The 20,202-nt window shown below is 33.3% G+C and carries 18 protein-coding genes; 16 read left to right on the top strand and 2 right to left on the bottom strand.

Going from position 1 to position 20,202, the window contains the following annotated elements:
• The first annotated feature begins 64 nt into the window (after positions 1-64).
• From B9N79_RS20095 to B9N79_RS20045, 11 genes are all read left to right on the top strand, one after another.
• Positions 65-3,130: a type 2 lanthipeptide synthetase LanM family protein gene (locus B9N79_RS20095; RefSeq protein WP_040060793.1), complete on the top strand. Its 3,066-nt coding sequence runs from the start codon at positions 65-67 to the stop codon at positions 3,128-3,130.
• On the top strand, positions 3,127-5,280 hold the full coding sequence (locus tag B9N79_RS20090; RefSeq protein ID WP_046218096.1) for a peptidase domain-containing ABC transporter: 2,154 nt from the start codon (positions 3,127-3,129) through the stop codon (positions 5,278-5,280). Before B9N79_RS20095 ends, B9N79_RS20090 begins: the two co-directional genes overlap by 4 nt.
• Complete coding sequence (locus B9N79_RS20085) at positions 5,277-6,596, top strand: S8 family peptidase (RefSeq protein ID WP_048896679.1); 1,320 nt, start codon at positions 5,277-5,279, stop codon at positions 6,594-6,596. Before B9N79_RS20090 ends, B9N79_RS20085 begins: the two co-directional genes overlap by 4 nt.
• A 10-nt stretch (positions 6,597-6,606) precedes the next feature.
• Positions 6,607-7,641, top strand: coding sequence for a site-2 protease family protein (locus B9N79_RS20080; RefSeq protein ID WP_046218097.1), 1,035 nt, complete (start codon positions 6,607-6,609; stop codon positions 7,639-7,641).
• A gap of 38 nt (positions 7,642-7,679) precedes the next feature.
• Entirely contained in the window at positions 7,680-8,285 is a 606-nt protein-coding gene (locus B9N79_RS20075) for a helix-turn-helix domain-containing protein (RefSeq protein WP_046218098.1), read from the top strand.
• Positions 8,286-8,508: 223 nt separating this feature from the next.
• Positions 8,509-9,081, top strand: coding sequence for an accessory gene regulator B family protein (locus tag B9N79_RS20070; protein ID WP_040060786.1), 573 nt, complete (start codon positions 8,509-8,511; stop codon positions 9,079-9,081).
• Complete coding sequence (locus B9N79_RS20065) at positions 9,078-9,224, top strand: cyclic lactone autoinducer peptide (RefSeq protein ID WP_082023763.1); 147 nt, start codon at positions 9,078-9,080, stop codon at positions 9,222-9,224. Before B9N79_RS20070 ends, B9N79_RS20065 begins: the two co-directional genes overlap by 4 nt.
• A gap of 637 nt (positions 9,225-9,861) precedes the next feature.
• On the top strand, positions 9,862-10,620 hold the full coding sequence (locus tag B9N79_RS20060; RefSeq protein ID WP_158512785.1) for a sensor histidine kinase: 759 nt from the start codon (positions 9,862-9,864) through the stop codon (positions 10,618-10,620).
• The gene (locus B9N79_RS20055; RefSeq protein ID WP_046218099.1) at positions 10,601-11,341 is read left to right on the top strand and encodes a LytR/AlgR family response regulator transcription factor; all 741 of its coding nucleotides are present in this window, start codon (positions 10,601-10,603) and stop codon (positions 11,339-11,341) included. The genes B9N79_RS20060 and B9N79_RS20055 overlap by 20 nt, the downstream gene beginning before the upstream one ends.
• A 196-nt stretch (positions 11,342-11,537) precedes the next feature.
• On the top strand, positions 11,538-12,419 hold the full coding sequence (locus B9N79_RS20050) for a helix-turn-helix transcriptional regulator (protein ID WP_040060782.1): 882 nt from the start codon (positions 11,538-11,540) through the stop codon (positions 12,417-12,419).
• 145 nt (positions 12,420-12,564) lie between these two features.
• Entirely contained in the window at positions 12,565-12,921 is a 357-nt protein-coding gene (locus B9N79_RS20045; RefSeq protein ID WP_019390801.1) for a hypothetical protein, read from the top strand.
• 27 nt (positions 12,922-12,948) lie between these two features.
• Here the strand turns inward: B9N79_RS20045 and B9N79_RS20040 are convergent, their stop codons facing one another.
• A complete protein-coding gene (locus B9N79_RS20040; RefSeq protein WP_094041298.1) occupies positions 12,949-15,045 on the bottom strand; it encodes a sensor domain-containing protein in 2,097 nt (698 codons plus the stop codon).
• A gap of 339 nt (positions 15,046-15,384) precedes the next feature.
• On the opposite strand from B9N79_RS20040, the gene B9N79_RS20035 reads away from it, so the two are divergent.
• From B9N79_RS20035 to nei, 4 genes are all read left to right on the top strand, one after another.
• The gene (locus tag B9N79_RS20035; RefSeq protein ID WP_040060780.1) at positions 15,385-16,179 is read left to right on the top strand and encodes a YwqG family protein; all 795 of its coding nucleotides are present in this window, start codon (positions 15,385-15,387) and stop codon (positions 16,177-16,179) included.
• A 90-nt stretch (positions 16,180-16,269) separates the two neighbouring features.
• The gene (locus tag B9N79_RS20030) at positions 16,270-16,746 is read left to right on the top strand and encodes a hypothetical protein (RefSeq protein WP_085118838.1); all 477 of its coding nucleotides are present in this window, start codon (positions 16,270-16,272) and stop codon (positions 16,744-16,746) included.
• Positions 16,743-17,237: a hypothetical protein gene (locus B9N79_RS20025; protein ID WP_040060778.1), complete on the top strand. Its 495-nt coding sequence runs from the start codon at positions 16,743-16,745 to the stop codon at positions 17,235-17,237. The genes B9N79_RS20030 and B9N79_RS20025 overlap by 4 nt, the downstream gene beginning before the upstream one ends.
• A 101-nt stretch (positions 17,238-17,338) precedes the next feature.
• Positions 17,339-18,163 carry an endonuclease VIII gene (gene nei / locus B9N79_RS20020; protein WP_085118836.1) on the top strand — a complete coding sequence of 275 codons (825 nt, stop codon included), beginning with the start codon at positions 17,339-17,341 and terminating at the stop codon, positions 18,161-18,163.
• 212 nt (positions 18,164-18,375) lie between these two features.
• On the opposite strand, the gene B9N79_RS26245 is transcribed toward nei, so the two are convergent.
• Positions 18,376-18,543, bottom strand: a complete 168-nt coding sequence (locus B9N79_RS26245) for a hypothetical protein (RefSeq protein ID WP_019390807.1) — start codon at positions 18,541-18,543, stop codon at positions 18,376-18,378.
• Positions 18,544-18,722: 179 nt separating this feature from the next.
• Between B9N79_RS26245 and galE the strand changes: the two genes are divergently transcribed.
• Positions 18,723-19,739, top strand: a complete 1,017-nt coding sequence (gene galE, locus B9N79_RS20015; protein WP_046218102.1) for a UDP-glucose 4-epimerase GalE — start codon at positions 18,723-18,725, stop codon at positions 19,737-19,739.
• Positions 19,740-20,202: the final 463 nt, after the last annotated feature.

The raw sequence follows: 20,202 nt of genomic DNA, 5'->3' as shown, positions 1-20,202 counted from the left end.
AAACAGATTAGAAGTATACAAATAAAAAGTATACTTCTAATCTATCAATGAGAGGTATCTATATATGTTAAAAACTGTGGAAAAAGTAGATGATAAGAACCTAGTATTAGGATTAACAATAGAAGAACGTGCGAATTTAATTGAATTTCATAATGATGAAAATGATCGACTAGAAGCTTGGTTAAATAGAAAAACTCTTTTAAAAAATAGTGATTTAGAAGAGTTGATGAGCAAGCAATATAACGGAATAGATACATTCCAAAGAGGCATTAAAGTAATAACAGAGCAGGATAGAGACGTTCTATACGAATATTTAAAGGAAACAGAATGGTATAAAACTTATCATAGTATATTTGATTCCTATGAAGAAGAACACATTGAGGAGTTAGGATATGATTTTACATATGCCATTCGCTACTTTATTCAATATGTAAAGAAAAACATCTTCAAAGTGTTAGATAATCACAGATCTTATTCTTTTACAACAGAAGCTGTAATTGCTCTTCTACAAGGGTATTGTGATGAAGTAACGAGTATTATGAGTAAAACTCTTGCAATTGATATTCAGTCATTTAAGCAAGAAAACGAGGTTATGGGAGATACTCCTGAAGAAAGATTTCAATCTTATTTAGCTAAAAGATTTAGCAATGTAGAAAATACAAAGAGCTTCTATATTGAGTATCCTGCTTTATTAAGATTAGTAACTGAGCGAACAATTTTCTTTATCGATAACATGAGCATGTTTATCAAAAATTTAGAAAAAGAGAAAACAGAAATTCAAAAAATATTTAAAATCAAATCTACGCAAGTAGCAAAAATCCATTTATCAGCTGGAGATTCTCATAATAAAGGAAAAACAGTCCTATTGGTGCAATTCAGTGACGATAAAAATTTAGTATATAAGCCAAAGAATCTTTTATATGCTAGAGAGATTAATACGATTTTCTCTTACTTTAATGAAAAATATGGAAGTTCTCTTTATACACTAAAGCGCATTCTAAGAGATGATTACACGTTTGAAGAGTTTGTAGATCAATCTTCTTGTCGAACTGAAGATGAAATCCGTACTTTCTATAAGAATTATGGTCAACTTATTGCTGTTGCTTATATATTGAAAGGAACCGATTTCCATTACGAAAACTTGATTGCATCAGGGGTGAATCCGGTCTTAATAGATATTGAAACATTCTTTCAGCAAACGCCACCTATCCATATGGGAATGAATGCAAATGTACTAGCTAAATTAGAACAGATGGACTCTGTTGCAGTTACTGGGTTAGTTCCGTTTGAGATTTTAAAGGATAGATCTGAGAATGGTGAAAAAGGCATTAATATTAGTGCCTTAAGTGGAGGTGTACAAAAGGCTCCATTTAAAGTATTAAAGTCAACAAACCTAATGACAGATGAGATGCGTTTTGAGTATCAGGATCACTATATTAAGGGCTCTAAAAACTTACCTTTATTAAACGGAAAAGAAGTAGCTTACAATAACTATACAAATGAGATTATTGATGGTTTTAAAACGTTTTTGAATATGTGTGTTATGGATAAAGAAAATTTAAGTACAGTAGTAGAACACTTATTTAACGGTGCCTTAGTAAGGAACGTAGTTCGCCCTACGCAACGTTATACAGATTTACTTCAGTTTTCTTATCACCCTACGTGTATGGTAGATATGACTGAGCGAGAGAAAGTTCTTCAAAATTTATGGGCCTATCCATATACAAATAAAGAGATTGCTAAAATTGAATATGAAGAGATGCTTGTTGGTGACATTCCTCAATTCTTTAATATCACAACAGAGCAGCATCTTGTAACAAATGAATCCGAGAAGCTAGAAGGTATTTATGAAGGTAATGTACTTAATAAAGTTCTCCAAAAGATTAACAACCTGAATGATAAGAGAGTTGATCAACAGGTGGCTTACATTTCAACAGCAATGGGGACGTATGACCGTTATCTTCACTTGAAAGAAAGTGAGAGCCGTAAAGGTAGAAACTTTAGTAATAGCGAGATTGAAAAAGTTATTAAGGAGATCGAAAGAGAGTTACTAGAGGAAGCCATTATAGATCATACTTCTAAAACGGTAACATGGTTAGATATTAGAATGACCCAAGATTGGACTGTTGAACCTTTAAATAATCAATTGTATGACGGTTTGCCAGGCATTTACTTATTCTTTGCCGCATTGGATTATATGACTGAAGGAAATGATTATAAAACAATAAAACAATATCTTAAAAATACTATGTATACAATTTATGCAGAACGTACACTGTCAGCATTTTTAGGAAGTGGAAGTTTAATTTACCCTCTTCTTGTTGATTATTCATTAAATAATGACACTGAATCTTTACAAGTTGCAAAAGAGATTGCCGGTAGTTTGATGGAGAATTCACCAGAGGAAGTTAATCAAGATTGGATTCAAGGTCAAACAGGCCTAGTTGCAGTGTTCAAGAACTTATATGAAATAACAGAAGTTAAGAGTTATAAGCAATTTGCTCAACAGCTATTACAAAAGCTTCACAAGGCACCACAAGGGGAATATATGGGGTTTGGACATGGAGATAGTAGTTTGTACTATGCTTTATCTTTAATGGATGATAAAGATGTTAAGGGAATTAAGCAGATTATAGAGGATGAAGATAAGTATTACTCTAGAAGTGAAAAAGGCTGGCTTGATCCGAGATATAAGGAAGGCAAGATAAAGAATGCTTGGTGCCATGGAAGCCTTGGAATTTTATTAAGTCGACTAGCAACTGAACAGAAGCTTGAAGAAAGTATAAATAGCGTTGATGAAATCAAAGGAATGGACTATCTCTTTGAAAATAAAGAGGATGATTGCCTATGTCATGGAAATATGGGGGACGTAGAATTATTAATTCAGCTTTGTCATTCTTATAATGATCCTTCATTACACGAGATGTTAGAGAGCAAAGTAAATGATATACTGTCATATCGTGATCATAATGGACACTTCAAATTACAAGGAACAAAAGGCTTTAGAGCAAAAGGTTTATTTACAGGGCTAGCTGGTATTGGGTATCAACTTATGCGTTATCTCAATCGAGATATTCCAAACGTACTTTTGTTAGAGGCTCCAATCCTCGAAAGAGAAGGTAGATCATGAAGAAAGTTCAGTTCATAGAACAAGCTGAGCATAGTGAATGTGGTTTAGCCTGTGTTGCTATGATTTTAAACCATGCTGGAGCCCAAGTTCGTATACAAGAGTTGCGTGATAAATATGGAGTGCCTAGAGGTGGCTATAAGCTTACAGATTTAAAAAATATGATGGAGGAGTTTCAAGTTACGACTGCTGCAATAAAAGTTTCTGCAGAAGCTGTCGGGGACTTGAAAACTCCCTTTATAGCATTTTGGAATCAAAAACATTACATTGTCGTAGAAAGAACAAAAAAACAAAAAATTCTTATTTGTGATCCAGCTACAGGAAGAAGATGGATTGATCAACAGGAATTTAGAGAGAAGTTTTCGCAAATTGGCTTAATTGTAAAGGAAGTTGGAGAAACAAGCCGATTTGTTAGCGAAAGAAAAACTAACTTTCTTGTAAGCTTTCTCCTAAAGAAGTTTAAGAAGCCACTTCTTCTTCTATGTGGATTGACGATGATATTACAGTTATTTAGCTTAGCTGTTCCAATTACAATTCAAAAGTTGATTGATAACACTTCTTTCTTAAATGAATTCTCTATTGGTGCATTCACATTGTCAGTAATCATTGTTGGGTTGAGTTACTATGCTCTCCAAACTTTCAGGGGGCTTATAGTGGCTATGTTTCAAAAATCTTTTGATTATGAGCTAATGACACACTTTATGGGGAATATGCTTAGATTGCCTCTTTCCTTTTTTATTAATCGTTCAACGGGGGAACTAATCTTTCGATCAAACCTTAGTGTCTATATTAAACAAATCTTAACGCAAAAAGTAGTTCTATTATTTGTCGATAGTCTTTTCTTAATATTCTATATTGGTCTAATGTTCTATTACTCTAGTGTACTTACTACTATAAGTCTAATGATAGCTGCTGTAATCGTTTTTGTTTCAGTTGTAAATACAAAGCGAATTAAGAATTTTGTAGACTTAGAACTTATTGAGCAGGCAAAAGTGCAAAAAAGTATTACGGAGATTATTGAAGGAATTGAAACAGTTAAAACTACAGGAACAGAGAAGAACTTTTTTGATAGCTGGAAGGAAAATTTTCAAAAACAAATTTTTATCACTCAAGAGAAGGAAAGGTTTCAATCAAAGTTTGGCACTATCCCTCAAACATTACAATTTCTAATGCCTTTGTTTCTCCTTTGCACAGGTCTATCACTAGTAGGACAGAATCAAGTTACACTTGGTACCCTTGTTGCTTTTATTTCACTATCTGGGTCTTTTCTTAATCCAGTCATGAGTTTATCAGGAGTATACAACGATATGGTGATCTTGAAATCTTATTTTACTAAACTTGAAGAGGTTATCCATTATCCCGTTCATACATCTAATTGTAAGGAAGTTGAACTAGATTCTTTTAGGGAGATCTCCTTAAAGGGAGTAGAGTACTCGTATAGTAAGTATGATAAGCCAGTTATTTCTCAAATAGATCTCCAGGTTAAAAAGGGTGAGAAAGTAGCTATTGTTGGACCAAGTGGTTCTGGGAAAAGTACGGTTTTAAAGCTATTAGCAGGGCTTATTCATCCGACAAAGGGAGCCGTCTATTTTAATAAAATAAAGCTTGATGATGTATCAGAGAATACAAAAAATGAAAAGATTGCAACAATTAGTCAATCCCCAATGGTTTTTAATATGTCTGTTAAAGACAATATTACCCTAAATAAACCATTTGATTATGGAAACAAAGAGGACTGCAAAAAAATGGAGGGTGTACTTGAAGATTCCGATGTACTTTCCATTGTGCGGCATTTACCGTTAGGAATTGAAACAATGGTTTCGGAACAAGGAGCTAATTTATCAGGAGGACAAAGACAAAAAATTGCCTTAGCGAGAAACCTATATAGAGACCCAGAGCTACATTTACTTGATGAACCAACTTCAGCTTTGGATAATATCTCAGAGAGACATATAATGAAAACTTTATTTAAAAAAGATACAACTGTCGTAGTAATAGCTCACCGCTTACAAACGATTAAAAACATTGATCGAATTATTGTGATGAATGAAGGAGAAATAGTAGGCGATGGTAGTCATGATTACTTAATGAAAACAAATGTTTATTACAGAAATCTCTATACGGAGGAACAGAAGATGGAGGGAGTATCATGAATTATAAGAAGCTTATTATAAGTTTTCTTATTACAATAAGTTTAGCGATCAATGTGTATGTACCTAATAGCTCGGCTTCATCTTCTGAAACATCATCTTTAACCTTTATGCTTAAGGACGAAGCTGAGTTTAATGAAAAATTGAGAGAGATACAACGTATTGCTCCTGACGCAGAAATTAACAAGATAAAAGAGCTATATTTGATAGAAACAAACAATTTATCTCCAGCGGAATTTTCTAAATTAAATGATCCTTCTAATGAAGATAACCTTGTTGGACAGTTACCAGGTATCTATGTTGAAACAATAAACGCAGATACCGATGAACGGAACTTAATATTGTCTGATCATTATGAAAAGTTTAATTGGGGCTACAAGCGTATAACAGGTAATCTTTCAGAAGTGGATCAACCTAGAAATATGGCAGACGTAAAGGTTGCCGTAATCGATAGTGGAATTGATGAAAATCACCCACTCTTGAAAAATCACCTCCTTAAGGGGAAAACTTTTGTAGAAGGAGATTCTTCATTAGCTGATGATTTTGGGCACGGCACTTCTGTATCTGGGGTCATTACTACACTGGCCCCCAACGTCTCTATAGTTCCTTATAAGGTTATTGGGAAAAAAGACGGTGAATCAATGTGGGCGTTGCAAGCTATTGTAGAAGCAGTAAAAGATGATGTAGATGTAATTAACCTAAGTTTAGGTACTTACAAATCAAGTAGTAAGGAAGATGAGCAACTTATTATAAAAGCATATGAACGAGCAATCCACTTTGCCAAGAAGAATAAAGTTACTGTAGTTGCTTCCTCTGGAAATGAAGGATATAACCTTGATAATTTAGCAAAAGAGGAAGGGAAGCTTCATCTGCCAGGTGGCCTACCTAATCTAATTACAGTAGGAAGTACATTAAGGAATCAATCTATAGCTCCATATTCTAACTTTGGGCAAGAAATCGATGTTACAGCTCCTACAGGTTATTTTGGAGAGAACTATGAGACTAGGGGAGAAATTAATGTAACAGAAATGATGTTAACGACATTCCCTACTTCCAAGGACAACACTTTTATAGATCAAGCAGTTGGTTTACCAAAAGGATATACTCTTTCATTTGGAACAAGTCTAGCAGCTCCCCAAGTATCAGCTACAGCTGCTTTACTTATAGGAAGTAGTCTTGATGAGGGGAAGAAGATCAATCCAAATAGAATAGAGAAAACAATTTATAACAATGCAAAGGATCTTGGTGATAAAGGCAGAGACTCTTACTTTGGCTATGGAGAACTTGATATATATTCAACATTATCAGACGTGAAATGAGGTAATCACCATGAAAATATTAAAAAGTCCTATAATGGTTTTTAGCTTTATATGTATCATCCTAATTTCGATTTCGATCTCTCCTTTAAATATTGCAGAAGCTTCTGAGAACATTCTATGGCTTGCAATCTGCTTATTTTTGACACTTCTTATACATGAATTAGGTCATATGATTGGAGGGATATTAACTGGTTCTTCATTATTACAATTAACAGTGGGTCCTTTCGTTGTACAGCGTAATCATAGTTGGAGATTAAGAATGGGTTTTAATAATCAATGGAGTCATATTGGTGGCATAACAATGTTACAGATTGATAGTAGGAATGAAAAATTCTCCCAAAAAACAATTGCAACTTTCCTAGGAGGTCCGTTAGCTAGTTTCATCTTCTCCATGTTCATATTTGCTGATGGAGAATTTCTATATTATTTAGGAGTATTCAACTTGTTTATATTCGTAGTAACTATAGTCCCTTATAACTTTTCTGGCTTATTCTCTGACGGTTTTGTAATCATTAAATTTCTTACAAAGGATACTTCTTTCATTACGTATCATAAGATGTCTAAAATTTTGGTTGCTCCAGAACAGGCTGTGCAATGGGATTGCTCTTTACTTGAAGAAAGCGCAAGTATAGATCCAAACACCTTATCAGCAAGTAAATTGCCTTTGTACATGATGTTTTTATTCTATGGAACAGTAGCAGTAGGGGATAAGAGATATTTGAGAAAGTTTATTCATAGAATTAAAACCAATGAACTAGAGAAAATAAATAAGGTTTATAGAATAAATGTTATGCACTTCTACCTTGCTTCCCAATTCATATTAGGAGAAGAATTAACATTTGATGAAAATGATTTTAAAGAGGGACCTACTATTGACGTGGTTTCCAAGCTTCGCACGATGAGTATTCTTGAACAAGTGAAAGGAAAGCAAATCAATAATACCAAAACATACGTTGACTACATAAAGAAAAACCACACAAATCGGTATGCTTTTTGGAATGCAGAAAAAGTATTTGTCAAACAGTATTTGTCCCAGCATGCATAGATATTGTTGAATTTAGATATCTTGAGGAGGAGATTTCTATGAAAATGTGCATAATATCAGAATACAGCTTATTTCTAGAGAGTCTAACATCAACATTGAAGTTGAAAAATCCTAATTTAGAGATATCTACTATTCACTATAAGCAACATGATTATTTTAAGGAGTTAGAAGTTATTATTCAACAAGGGGGCAAGGTAATTTTAATTGATGTGTCTTCCATTTCTTTTGAGTTTCATCTGAACTTAGCAAAGTTGATAATGAAAAGATATCCAAACATCACTCTACATTTTATTGCTAGTGAAAGATTAAATGATCTTGCCCAACGAAGTGTTGAAAATGGCATTAAAGCATTCCATAGCAAGCACCTGAAGGTGAAGGAGTTATTAGCATTTCTAATGGATGATAGGAAAGAGCCAGACATTTTGATGAATGATCATTCTTCAAACTCCTTTAAGGAGATTGAGTTGAACATTCTTCAATTATTGGGGAAGGGGCATACAATAACATATGTTACTGAGAAACTTGGACTCTCCTCTCATCGGTTGGAAGGGTATTTATCTTCTATTACAAAACAGCTTGGTGTCCATAGTTATCAAGAAGCCATACAAAAAGCTTTCAATCAGAAACTGATAAACGTTGATTAAAATGTTGCGATAAATCATAGAATTCAAAACTTTAGTTATCAAATAGTAATGAATTAGGAAAAAAGAAACGATAATTATTACGTTTACGTATGAATTTTCTACGTTTACGTGATGATTATCGTTCTTTTTATGTGATAATTATTAATTTTAGAACGTTTAGTAGGGATTTTTCTGTAAATAAAAGAAAGGTATTACAATAAAAGTAAGAAAAGGGGGAGGGAAGATGGAATTAACTCAGCGTGAAGAAAGAATAGTAGCATATTTTTCTAAACAGCTTCAGTTAGAAAAGGTAGATCAAGTAAGGATGATTTTTGGATGGAAGCTATTTATTGCTGATTTAAAGAAACTGCTCATTGTTTATTCATTAGCTCTCTTACTAAATTGTTTCCTAGCTACATTTTTAACTCACGCATCATTTTATATGATTAGACAAGTCGCATATGGATTTCATAATAAAAATATATGGATATGCACAATAGTTAGTTGTATGATGTTTCCACTTTGTTCACTAATATTAAGTGGGATAGAAATCTCAGCTACTCTAAACTTCTTTATTTATTTCATTTCCATCCTTCCATTGCTATTCTTCGCTCCAATAGGCACATCAGTTAACTCAATCATCAATGATAAACACAAGGCTTATCTTAGAAGGAAACTTAAATTTAGATTAATTTTAATTACTTTACTTATCCTTTTTATTCCGAGCACCATAACCAAATACCTTGTTTTTGGAATCGCTATTGAAAGTATCAGTGTTATATTATCTACGATCTTAAAAGGAGTCGATCAAAAATGAAAGAACGTATTGAAAAAATGGTTATGAAAGTTTTTGGCTTATCTTTAGTTAAGTTAGGGACTATTGGTACTACTCAGATGTGTGCAGCTTTATTCCATGAAGTTGAAGTACCAGAGGAATTAAAAGAAAATATTAAATTTTAAACATTCTTTCAATATCTTCCTGCATATCATATAATTACAATATAGGTAATATGTAGGGGGGATTACTGTTAATATCAATTCAGGTTTAGCAACAGCTATAAATATACCTATTCAATTCCTATCTATCATTATTATAAATAGTTTTTTACAAAGTTATAAATTAACAGCAAAAGATTGGACCTTAATTTCTTTCTTTATTGTAATACCTACGTTCTCACTTTTTTATATAATCCATACAGATGCGGCTTTTTATCTTATATTTACGACAGCAATTTTCTTCTATTGGAGGCTAAAAAGTCGCGTTACAGTTTTACATGTTATTGTTTCATTTATTTTAGCCATTATAGCTGATCATTTAGCTTCTTTGATTTCTTTAGAGGTGATTGGTAATATCCATTCAGAAATCGTCTTTATTATATTTAGAAATCTTATCTTTTGTTCAATGTTATACATATTTGTCCTTTTATATAAAAAAGGGATAAAGTATATTCTTTCAAATCACATGATAAGCCACAAGCTTATGCCATTTATTACACTTATTGTATTACTCACCTTGATTGTCTTCTATATGAATATTTTTGCTATGTCTGATAAGAGTTCGTTTATCAATATAGCTTCAAATTTATGGATTTTTATAGTGTATTTAATTTTAATAACTGTTCTATTTGCGTTGATGTTACGTTTATCAATTAAACAGTATAAAATAAAGCAAAAAGAGAAAGAAAATGAAAATTTTGAGCTTTATGTAAAATCTCTAGAACAAGCTAATAATGATATGAGGAAGTTTCGACATGACTATGTGAATATTCTCTCTACATTAAGAGCGTATATTGACGAGGGAGATAATGCAGGTCTTAAAGAATACTTCAATAATCATATATTAGCTACACAGCAAAAGGTTGTAGATCACAATTTAACGTTAGGTAGACTTAATAACCTTGGGATTAAAGGAATAAAGGGTCTATTAACAACAAAGATTATCCAGGCACAGGAAAAGCAGGTAGAAATTGATCTAGAAATTACAGAACAAGTGAAGTTCATTAACATGGATACTATTGAGCTTAATCGGGTTTTAGGAATTCTATTAGATAATGCTATAGAAGCTTCTATTAACCAATCAGGTCCAATGATAAGGGTAGCTTTTATTAATCTAGAAGCATCTATTCTCATTGTTGTACTTAATAAGATTACGAATCCGGCCATTAAAGTTCATGAGATTTATAGAGAAGGCTATTCTACAAAGGGACCGAACAGAGGCGTTGGATTATCTATATTAAAAGAAATTGTCTCAAGAAGTGAACATATTACATTAAATACAAGGATAGACGATCATTATTTTATCCAAGAATTAGAGATAAAAGAAAGGAACATAAAAAATGGAAGTTATCATATGTGAAGACAATCCCAAGCAATTGGAAGAAATAACATCTACAATTAAGAATTATTCATTTATGGAAAACAACGGAATAAACGTTGCTTTATCAACGACGGATCCTTTAGATGTCTTAGAGTATGCTAAAGAAAATAAAGTAGACTGTTATTTTCTTGATATTGATCTAAACAATGATATGACAGGAATCAAGTTAGGAAGCGAGATAAGGAAAAATGATCCTCTCTGCAGCATTATTTTTGTTACTACTCATTCAGAGATGACATATTTAACTTTCATGTATAAAGTAGCGGCACTGGATTTTATCATAAAAGACGACAATGAAATGTTAAAGGAGAGAATCTTATCAACTTTAAAGGAAGCTTTTCGAAGATATTCTCAAATTGGAAAGAGTGAAGATACAAATAAAGTACATCTGAAAATAGGAGAGAGAACACGCAATATAGACTATAAAGACATTTACTTTTTCGAGTCTTCCGTAAACCTTCATAAAATTATTTTACATTTGGAAAATGAACAGATTGAGTTTTACGGAAAGCTAAAAGATTATGAGAATCTGGATGATAACTTTTATCGATGCCATAAAAGTTTTATTGTAAATAAACAACATATAGCAGAGGTTAATTCTAAAGAGAGAGAAATCTTAATGACAAACGGGGAAATTTGTTATGCATCTAATCGTCTCATCAAAGGCATAAATAATAAAAACCTACAAGAAAATAGATGAATACAGAATCTAATATGTAAAGCTAAAACCTAACCTATACTTTATAGATTGGGTTTTTTATATGTGCACTTTTAGAAGGACGGCCCCTAAAGAGTTTTTAAGGTTTTGAAGACTATATTTTTATGGAACACCGCAAAAAATATCAAAAATATTGAAATCACCTGTGTTAAATTATGGATAGAAGGGGGGAGGAGAGATGCATAAGGAATATGTAAAAGAGGTTCACAGCATTATTCAATATATTGAAAATAACATTATGAGCGAGCACCTCTCAGATAATATTGTAAAAGAGCTAAAATATTCCCCTTTTCACTTTCATCGTATCTTTCAACGGATTGTAGGCATGAGCATTAGCACCTATATAAAGAAACGAAAGATGACGTATGCTGCAAGTGATTTAATGAGAGATGAAGGGCGCATCTTAGATATTGCTCTTAAATATTGTTTTTCTTCACAGGAGGCTTTTACACGAGCATTTCAAAAGATGTATGGAATGAGCCCCGGAAAGTACCGGAAGTATGCTCGGAAACTAATGATGAAAAGGGAGGAAAAGAGTATGGATTACAATTTACCAAAGGGATGGATGCCAGCAGGGACACATCTTCAATATTACGATATGGGAATCGATTATAAGCAAGTTCATGAGGGAAAAGCATCAGGTTATATTACAGGAGAAGAGGGTAGTAATGTTGGGTTTGCAACAATGGGACAAACGTTTAAAGCAACCAAATATAGAGAAGAACGAGTACGTTTTTCAGGATTCTTGAAAACGGAAAATGTCAATAATGGTGCAATGCTTTGGATGCGAGTGGATGGGGAGAACGGGGAAATATTAAATTTCGATAATATGGAAAATCGTCCTGTTAAAGGAACAACAAACTGGAATCAGTATGAAGTTGTGCTTGATGTTCCAGAGAGCAGTATTGGGATTGCCTTTGGAATGATGCTTGCTGGAGAAGGGAAAGCATGGGTAGACAGCCTTGCTTTTGAAGTTGTTGATAAAACTGTACCAGTGACAGCTGAAAGTATTGAAGAGGCTATTCCTGAAGAGCCAGTAAATTTAACATTTGAACTGTAAAGATAGAAAAGCTGCATCCTAAGCAGCTTTTCTATGTATATAGTGAGGAAATGCGCATATATATTTCTTTTAAGAATAGAAATGTGTATACTATAAAACGTAATGATTACTATTTATGTCCATTTCTAGATAAGAGGTGATGATAGTGAACGAAAAAGGTTTGCAACTTCTTGCAAAAGGAATTATTGCGCGTTTGCCTCAGCAAAAGAGAATGATGTATCAGTATATTGAAAGCATGGAAGATCAGCTTGCAGCAAAGTGCGAGACAAAAGAACAATTTCTATTTTCACTCGTTGAAGAAGCGCCTTATGAACAAGGAGCTAAATTATTTGGAATGAGCTTAGATGAATTTACACTTACAATGAAGGAAATTGAAGACGAAATTAATAATAAGCTTGATCAAAAAATAAAGAATTGCAAGTGGATCGATTATACAAATAAAATACAACTACATAATAAAAACCCTCTAGGAGGAACCAAGTTTTTCTTACTTACAATGTAAAAAAGAGCTGTAGTGACAGCTCTTTTTTTAATGCCTTTTAACAAGCATCTTTTGAACTTCATGAGATGATAAAGGATGGCTAAAGTAGTAGCCTTGACCAATATGACAGTGGTTTTCACGGAGAAATAAAGATTGATCTTCATATTCAATTCCTTCTGCAACAACATAAAAATTGAGATTGCGACCCATATCAATGATTGTTTTGATAATGGCTGAGGTTCGATTTGTAGAATTTAAATTTCTGACAAAAGATTGGTCAATTTTTAAGCTGTTAATAGGAAGCTGATATAAGACGCTTAAAGAGGAATATCCTGTTCCAAAATCATCAATGGCAATTGAAACACCTAGAGCTCGGAGCTTTTTAATAGAATGTTTGAGACATGCTAAGTCTTGAAGAATACTTTCTGTAATTTCAAGCTCCAAGTACTTTGGATTAAGTCCTGTTTTTTGTAGAATTTGACTCACAGAAGCGACGAAGTCAAACTGCTGCAGTTGCTTGACAGATACATTTACGGCAATATGAACCGGCTCATATCCTTCATCTTGCCATTTTTTATTTTGCTGGCATGCTTGCTCAAGTACCCATTTTCCAAGAGGGAGAATTAAATTAGTTTCTTCTGCTAAGGGAATAAATTCTCCAGGAGAAATAGGTCCGTATGTTGGATGGTTCCATCGCAGCAAAGCTTCTAGTCCCACAATCTTTTTAGTTTCCAAATCAAATTGTGGTTGGTAGTTAAGATGAAGTTCTTCATATTTGATTGCCTTTCGTAAATTCTTTTCCAAAATTGATTTGCGTTTGTTTTGTTCTTTTAGCTTGTTTGTGAACAATTGATAGTTGTTTTTTCCCTTCTTTTTAGCGAGGTACATCGCATTGTCTGCATTTTTTATGACCGTTTCTTTAGATGCTCCATCACTTGGATATAAGCTAATACCAATTGAAAAAGTTGTGTAAATCTCTTCATCACTTAGTATGAAAGGTATAGAAAAACTGTTAATAATTTTTTGAGCAATTTCAACAGCTTCTTCTTGTGAGCTCTTTCTCAACACAATAATAAATTCATCTCCAGCGTAGCGAGAAATAATATGATCACGTTCAACAAGCTCACTCATTCGTTCAGCAACAGCCCGAAGCAGTTCATCTCCTGTTTTGTGCCCGAACGTATCGTTTACAGACTTAAAACGATCCAAGTCTAAAAATAAAAAAGCTACTTCTTCATCTGCATTTTTCAAAAGCTTTTCAAGGGATTTATATAGACCGTTTCGATTTAGTATCCCTGTTAAAAGATCATAGTAGGCAAGGTGGTAGACTTCTTCTTGGGCTTTTTTCTGCGGGGTAATATCTGTTCGAATAGAAACATATTCATATGGCTTTCCTTGTCCATTTAGAAAAGGCACAATTGTCGTATCGACCCAATAATAAGAGCCGTCTTTTGCTTTGTTCTTTATTTCTCCTTTCCATACTTTTTTCTTAGTAATGGTTCTCCACATGTCTACAAAAAATTCTCTAGGGTGGTAATGGGAATTTAAGATGTTATGGTTTTTTCCAATAAGCTCTTCACGACTGTATTTAGATATGTTACAAAAGGTATCATTAACATATGTGATAGTTCCTTTAGCATCTGTAATGCCAACGATAGAAGATTGATCAAGAGCATACTTCATACTTTTTAATTCTGCATTTTTAGCAGAAAGTTCGTTTAGTGTATAATCTAATGATTTTTCCATTGTGCTTTGATCCGTTATGCTATGTTCAAGTGAAACAATTTCAGTTAAATGATTATTTTCATCAAAGAAAGGGATGGCAATTGTATCAACCCAGTAATAAGATCCGTCTTTCGCTTTGTTCTTCATTTTACCCTTCCAAATGCTTCCTTCCTTTAAAGTTTCAAGAATATCTTGATAATATGAACGAGGATAGTAACCAGAATAGATAATGTCGTATGTTTGGCCAATAAGTTCTGCTTTTGTGAAATTAGAAATAGAGCAAAACTCTTCATTTACATACGTAATTCGGCCTGTCCCATCCATCTTACATAAAATACAGTCATCGAGATTTGTTTTAATCTCTTCTATTTTATTGGGATTCCGGCTAGTCTTTGCGATGAAACGTTCAGCTTGCTTCAATTTCCATTGCTCCTTACGTTTATATATTTCAGCTTCGATACTTTCTCATCATATATCATTAATTAAGTCTTCAGATTGATGAGTAAGGAAGAGGACAGCATATAGAATAAAAGAATTTAACTCTATAAATAAAACAATAAAACGATTATATTTACATTATTAGCTAAGAAATGTTAAGTATTGTAGAATCTAGGTCATTCCCTTAAATAGTATAAAATATTTATAAAAAAGTAAAAAAAGAAAAGATTTGTTTAATATAACTAAATATATTAACTGAAAAGAGGAAAGTTCTATTTTTCATCAACATTTTCCATTATACCTATAGAAAGGATGTTTTCTATGAATAATAAAATAAAACTTCCCCAATTGTTAGAATCTCATCGCAAGGAGATTGAAAATACAATAAAACCTGTTGTTCGAATAGAAGGAAAGAAAGGGATAACGTCTCTTTGGCAAAGTAAATTTAGAGGAAAACCATACTTGCCAAAAGAGATAGAACATCCAACAGGAAAGGATGGTACATATCTTACATTAGCTGCTCAAATTAATTTTGAAGAGGTACCACAAATGCCAGGATTCCCGACAAAAGGGATTCTTCAATTTTATATTGATAGTACGGATGATTTGCTTGGAGCAAACTTTGAAGATGAAACAGATCAAGCTCAGTTTCGCATTCTTTATCATGAACATGTGTTAGAGAACATTGAAAATATCGTGACAGATTTTAGATATCTTGACGATGTTGATACAACATATTTTCCTTTATCGTATGAAGCGCTTCTTTCTTTTACGCCAGATATTGAGCCTGTCTCAGAACGTGATTATCGGGTAGAAGAGCTATCTTTTGATTTATATGAAGAAATAGAGGATGGGGTAGAGCTTTGGGAACTATACGCCGAAAATACAGAAGTAACAGGAAGTAAAATAGGAGGCTATCCTTTCTTTACACAAGAAGATCCAAGAGTATATGAGCAAAAGTATAGAGAACACAACATTTTGCTTCTTCAAATTGATACAGATACAGAGCTCGATATTATGTGGGGAGATAGCGGTGTATGTAACTTTTTTATTAGAAAAGAGGATTTAGAAAAGAGAGATTTCTCAAATGTTATGTATAACTGGGACTGCTATTAAAACACCTTTTTAAAAGGTGTTTTTCTTGTTGTATAATGAATATTTTTTCCTGAAAAAACAAATAAATACGAGAAGGAGGTGTCTTGTCTTATGGGATTTTCTTTTTTTGTATTTTTATCTTTTCTCTCTATAACGCTATTCGTTACGATGAGAAAGAGCCTTAGCATTGTAGAAAATACTTTTGTTTATTTACTTGTTCTTATTATTAACATCAATGCAACATGGATTATAAATGAGGAACTCAAGCTTATTGTTGTTACAGAAGAGACAGCATCTTATGTAGGTTTTCTCTTAGAACGAAGCCTTATTATTCCGATCCTTTTTGTTATAACATTCAATTACTTTTATAGAAACATAACACCTCGAGCAATTATGATTACAGGCTTTATTCTTCTTATCTTTACCCTTTTACTCCGGAAATTCTCTAATATGCTGAATATTTATCACTATAGGCAATGGAACCTCTTTTATGAAGCTTTATATATTCTTGGATTACTTCTTATTATTTTTGTTCTTCATAAAGGCTTTCGTAGACTAATGAGAAAGGAAAAGGGGGAATTTTTATGATGATAGGACAGTGGAGTAAAAATGAAATCAGTATATGCGTCATGCTTATTGTTATTTATGTTCTTCCCTTCTTCCTCCCGAAACGGTTATCAAAACATATGACAATTTTAAGTTTTATATGGGGAGCAGCAGCTGGATTTCTAGTTGAATTCACGATTGGGGGAGGAGTCATTGATTTTTACACTGTAAATGATTCTAACTCATATGAATTGTTTGATTTTTTCTACTATATTATGTTCGCGCCTTTTGGTTACTTATTTATGAATTTCTATGAAGTGTTTAGTATTACAAAGAAAACATTTGCTTATTATGTGACAGCATGGAGTTTTATAGGCCTTTTTGCGAACTGGCTGTTTAACAAATTAGATATCATTCATTTTAAAAACGGTTATATGCTTTCATATTCATTTGCTGTTTTTTTATTAATCCAAACTATAACAGGATTATACTATCAGTACCTGAAACAAAAAGAACATTCAAGTGAAGTATAAAAAGCCGCATTTTGTTCCTAATGGGGCTTTTTTGCTTTGATGGGTTTTGGATGAAGAGATAATAAGGGAATAGATCATATAAGAGAAGGAGGAGTATAGAGATGCCTGAGGGACCTGAAATAAGAATTGCAGCAGATAAAGTTCAAAAAGCACTCACAGCTTATAATATAGGAGAAGTTTGGTTTGCTTTCCCACAGCTCAAACATTATGAAGAGATATTGCAAGGAGCAAGAGTGAAACGAGTAGATACGAAAGGTAAAGCAATGCTTATTAGATTTGATAATGGTTACACTATTTATTCTCATAATCAGCTTTATGGGAAATGGTATATAAGGGCAGCTTATAGCTATCCTAAAACAAATCGACAGCTTCGATTAGCTCTACATAATGAAAAGTATTCAGCTCTTTTATATAGTGCTTCAGATATCGAAGTTTTAAGAGATGAAGAAGTACCTATTCATCCTTTTGTCTCAAGAGTCGGGCCAGATATATTAAGTGAGAATGTAACAGAACAATATTTGAAAGAGCGTTTTCTCCGAAAAGAATTTAAAGGAAGAAGATGGTCATCTCTATTACTTGATCAAGGGTTTATTGGAGGCGTTGGCAACTACTTAAGAAGTGAAATTCTTTTTGTAGCAGGGATATATCCAAATAAGCGCCCGATAGAATGTACCGATGAAGAACTTCGGAGAGCAGCATGTGCAGTTAAAAAACTGATGATACAATCCTATGAAACAAGAGGAATTACGAATGATTTGCAGCTTGTGGAAAAGTTAAAGAAACAAGGGGAAGAAAGGTCTTCTTATCGTCATTGGGTGTTTGAAAGAGAAGGAGAGGCATGCAGGATAGATGGAACAGATATTGTAAAAATAATCGCGGATTCAAGAAGGCTTTACTATTGTCCAACATGTCAAAAAGAAAGTTAAAAAACAGCCGTCAGTAACGGCTGTTTTGTTTATTTGTCATAAATATCGTCTTCATTATGAGTAGCTAAAAAGGCGAGAGGATTACTATAACTAAAAGAATGAGCTGTGTTCGTTACAGTGAACGTTTGTAAAGTGATACTTTGAGATAGGAAATAAGCAATCTAGTTTGATGACCATTCATCTGTTAGAACAATACCTTTATTAAAACCTTCCTAAAGAACAGCATTTATATATGGAAGAGATGGTATTTTAATTGGGTCTTGCTCTTTAATGTTTGTTAAGAGTGTTTTATAAGCTGTGCTAATCTCTGTTTGCAGAGCGGGTTTATTATAAAAATAATCATCAATATCGTCAACAGTATCTAAGAAAACTCCATCCATCCCAATATTACTTTTGAATCGATGTGAAAGTAACCAAAAGTGTCTTTTAGAATATACAAGATAGTAAGCAAGATTAAGGGAGAGAAGAGGTAGAATTTTCTTTGTCAAAAAGAAAATGTTAAGGTAAAATTCAAATTAAAGAGAGGCATCGTTTTACATATTAATCAGGAGGGATTCCAATGACAATTTTAGTAACAGGCGGAGCAGGGTATATCGGTAGCCATACTTGTGTTGAATTATTAAATAGTGGTCATGATATCGCAGTACTAGATAACTTATCAAATAGTTCAGAAGAAGCTTTAACAAGAGTGAAAGAGATTACAGGTAAAGATTTTCCGTTTTATAATGTTGATTTGTTAGATAAAGAGGGCGTAGAAAAGGTATTTGAAGAAAATAACTTTACAGCTGTTATTCATTTTGCTGGATTAAAAGCTGTTGGAGAATCGGTTGCTATTCCACTTCGCTATTATCACAATAACTTGACAGGAACTTTTATTCTTTGCGAAGCAATGCAGAAGCATAATGTAAAAAACATTGTATTTAGTTCTTCTGCAACAGTATATGGAGTACCTGAAAAGTCTCCAATTACAGAAGATTTCCCACTTTCAGCAACAAACCCTTATGGTCAAACAAAGCTTATGCTTGAACAAGTTTTAGAAGACATTGCAAATGCAGATCCTGAGTGGAGTGTTGTGCTGCTTCGCTATTTTAACCCATTTGGTGCTCATGAAAGCGGACAAATTGGTGAGGATCCAAAAGGAATTCCAAACAACCTTATGCCTTATGTTACACAAGTTGCGATTGGTCGCCTTGAGAAACTAAGTATATTTGGTAATGACTATCCAACAAAAGATGGTACAGGTGTACGTGATTATATTCATGTTGTAGATCTTGCGGATGCCCATGTAAAAGCTCTTCATAAAGCAAATGAAGACAAAGGTGTTCATGCTTATAATGTTGGTACAGGAACAGGTTATAGTGTCCTTGAAATGGTCAAAGCATTTGAGAAGGTGTCAGGTAAAGAAGTGCCATATCAATTTTCACCGCGCCGCCCTGGAGATATCGCAACATGCTTTGCAGATCCAACAAAAGCATATAAAGAGTTAAACTGGAAAGCAACTCGAGGTTTAGAAGATATGTGTCGTGATTCTTGGAAATGGCAGTCACAAAATAAAGATGGCTATCGTCTTTCATAGTCTTAACTCAAAAAATCCCTTTCTTTATAAAGAAGGGGATTTTTTATTGGTTAGCAAGATAAGGAAGTACAGGGTCTATTCATAGCTAACATACCCTTACTATTATTCAGTTTGCATGCTCTCTTTCAGCAAGTCTAACCCTCTCAATAAGGGTCTGCTGCCAATTTCAAATACGATAATTAGCTGCTATAGGTGGTCTTATCCCATTTGTAAAGTTCTACATAATTCTAAATCCTTTATTTCATAAGGGGAAAAGTGTTAAGGTTATTATATATGGAATAAAGTGGAGGATGATTATGGAAGATAAAATAGAAATGGGATTCGGACAAAAATCCATCTCTAATCTTCTCTCGTTCAGTAGGAATATGGGGCGGGGCGCTAAGTAATATTCCTCATAGCAACCAGCTTTATAGTGAACGAGTTCTTTATATTCGGGCAAGCTATGAAAGTGTAAGTTCTTATG

Origin of the sequence: Priestia filamentosa, from assembly GCF_900177535.1 — a bacterium.
GTDB classification, from domain to species: domain Bacteria; phylum Bacillota; class Bacilli; order Bacillales; family Bacillaceae_H; genus Bacillus_I; species Bacillus_I filamentosa.
This window is presented reverse-complemented; position numbering and strand designations above follow the sequence as displayed.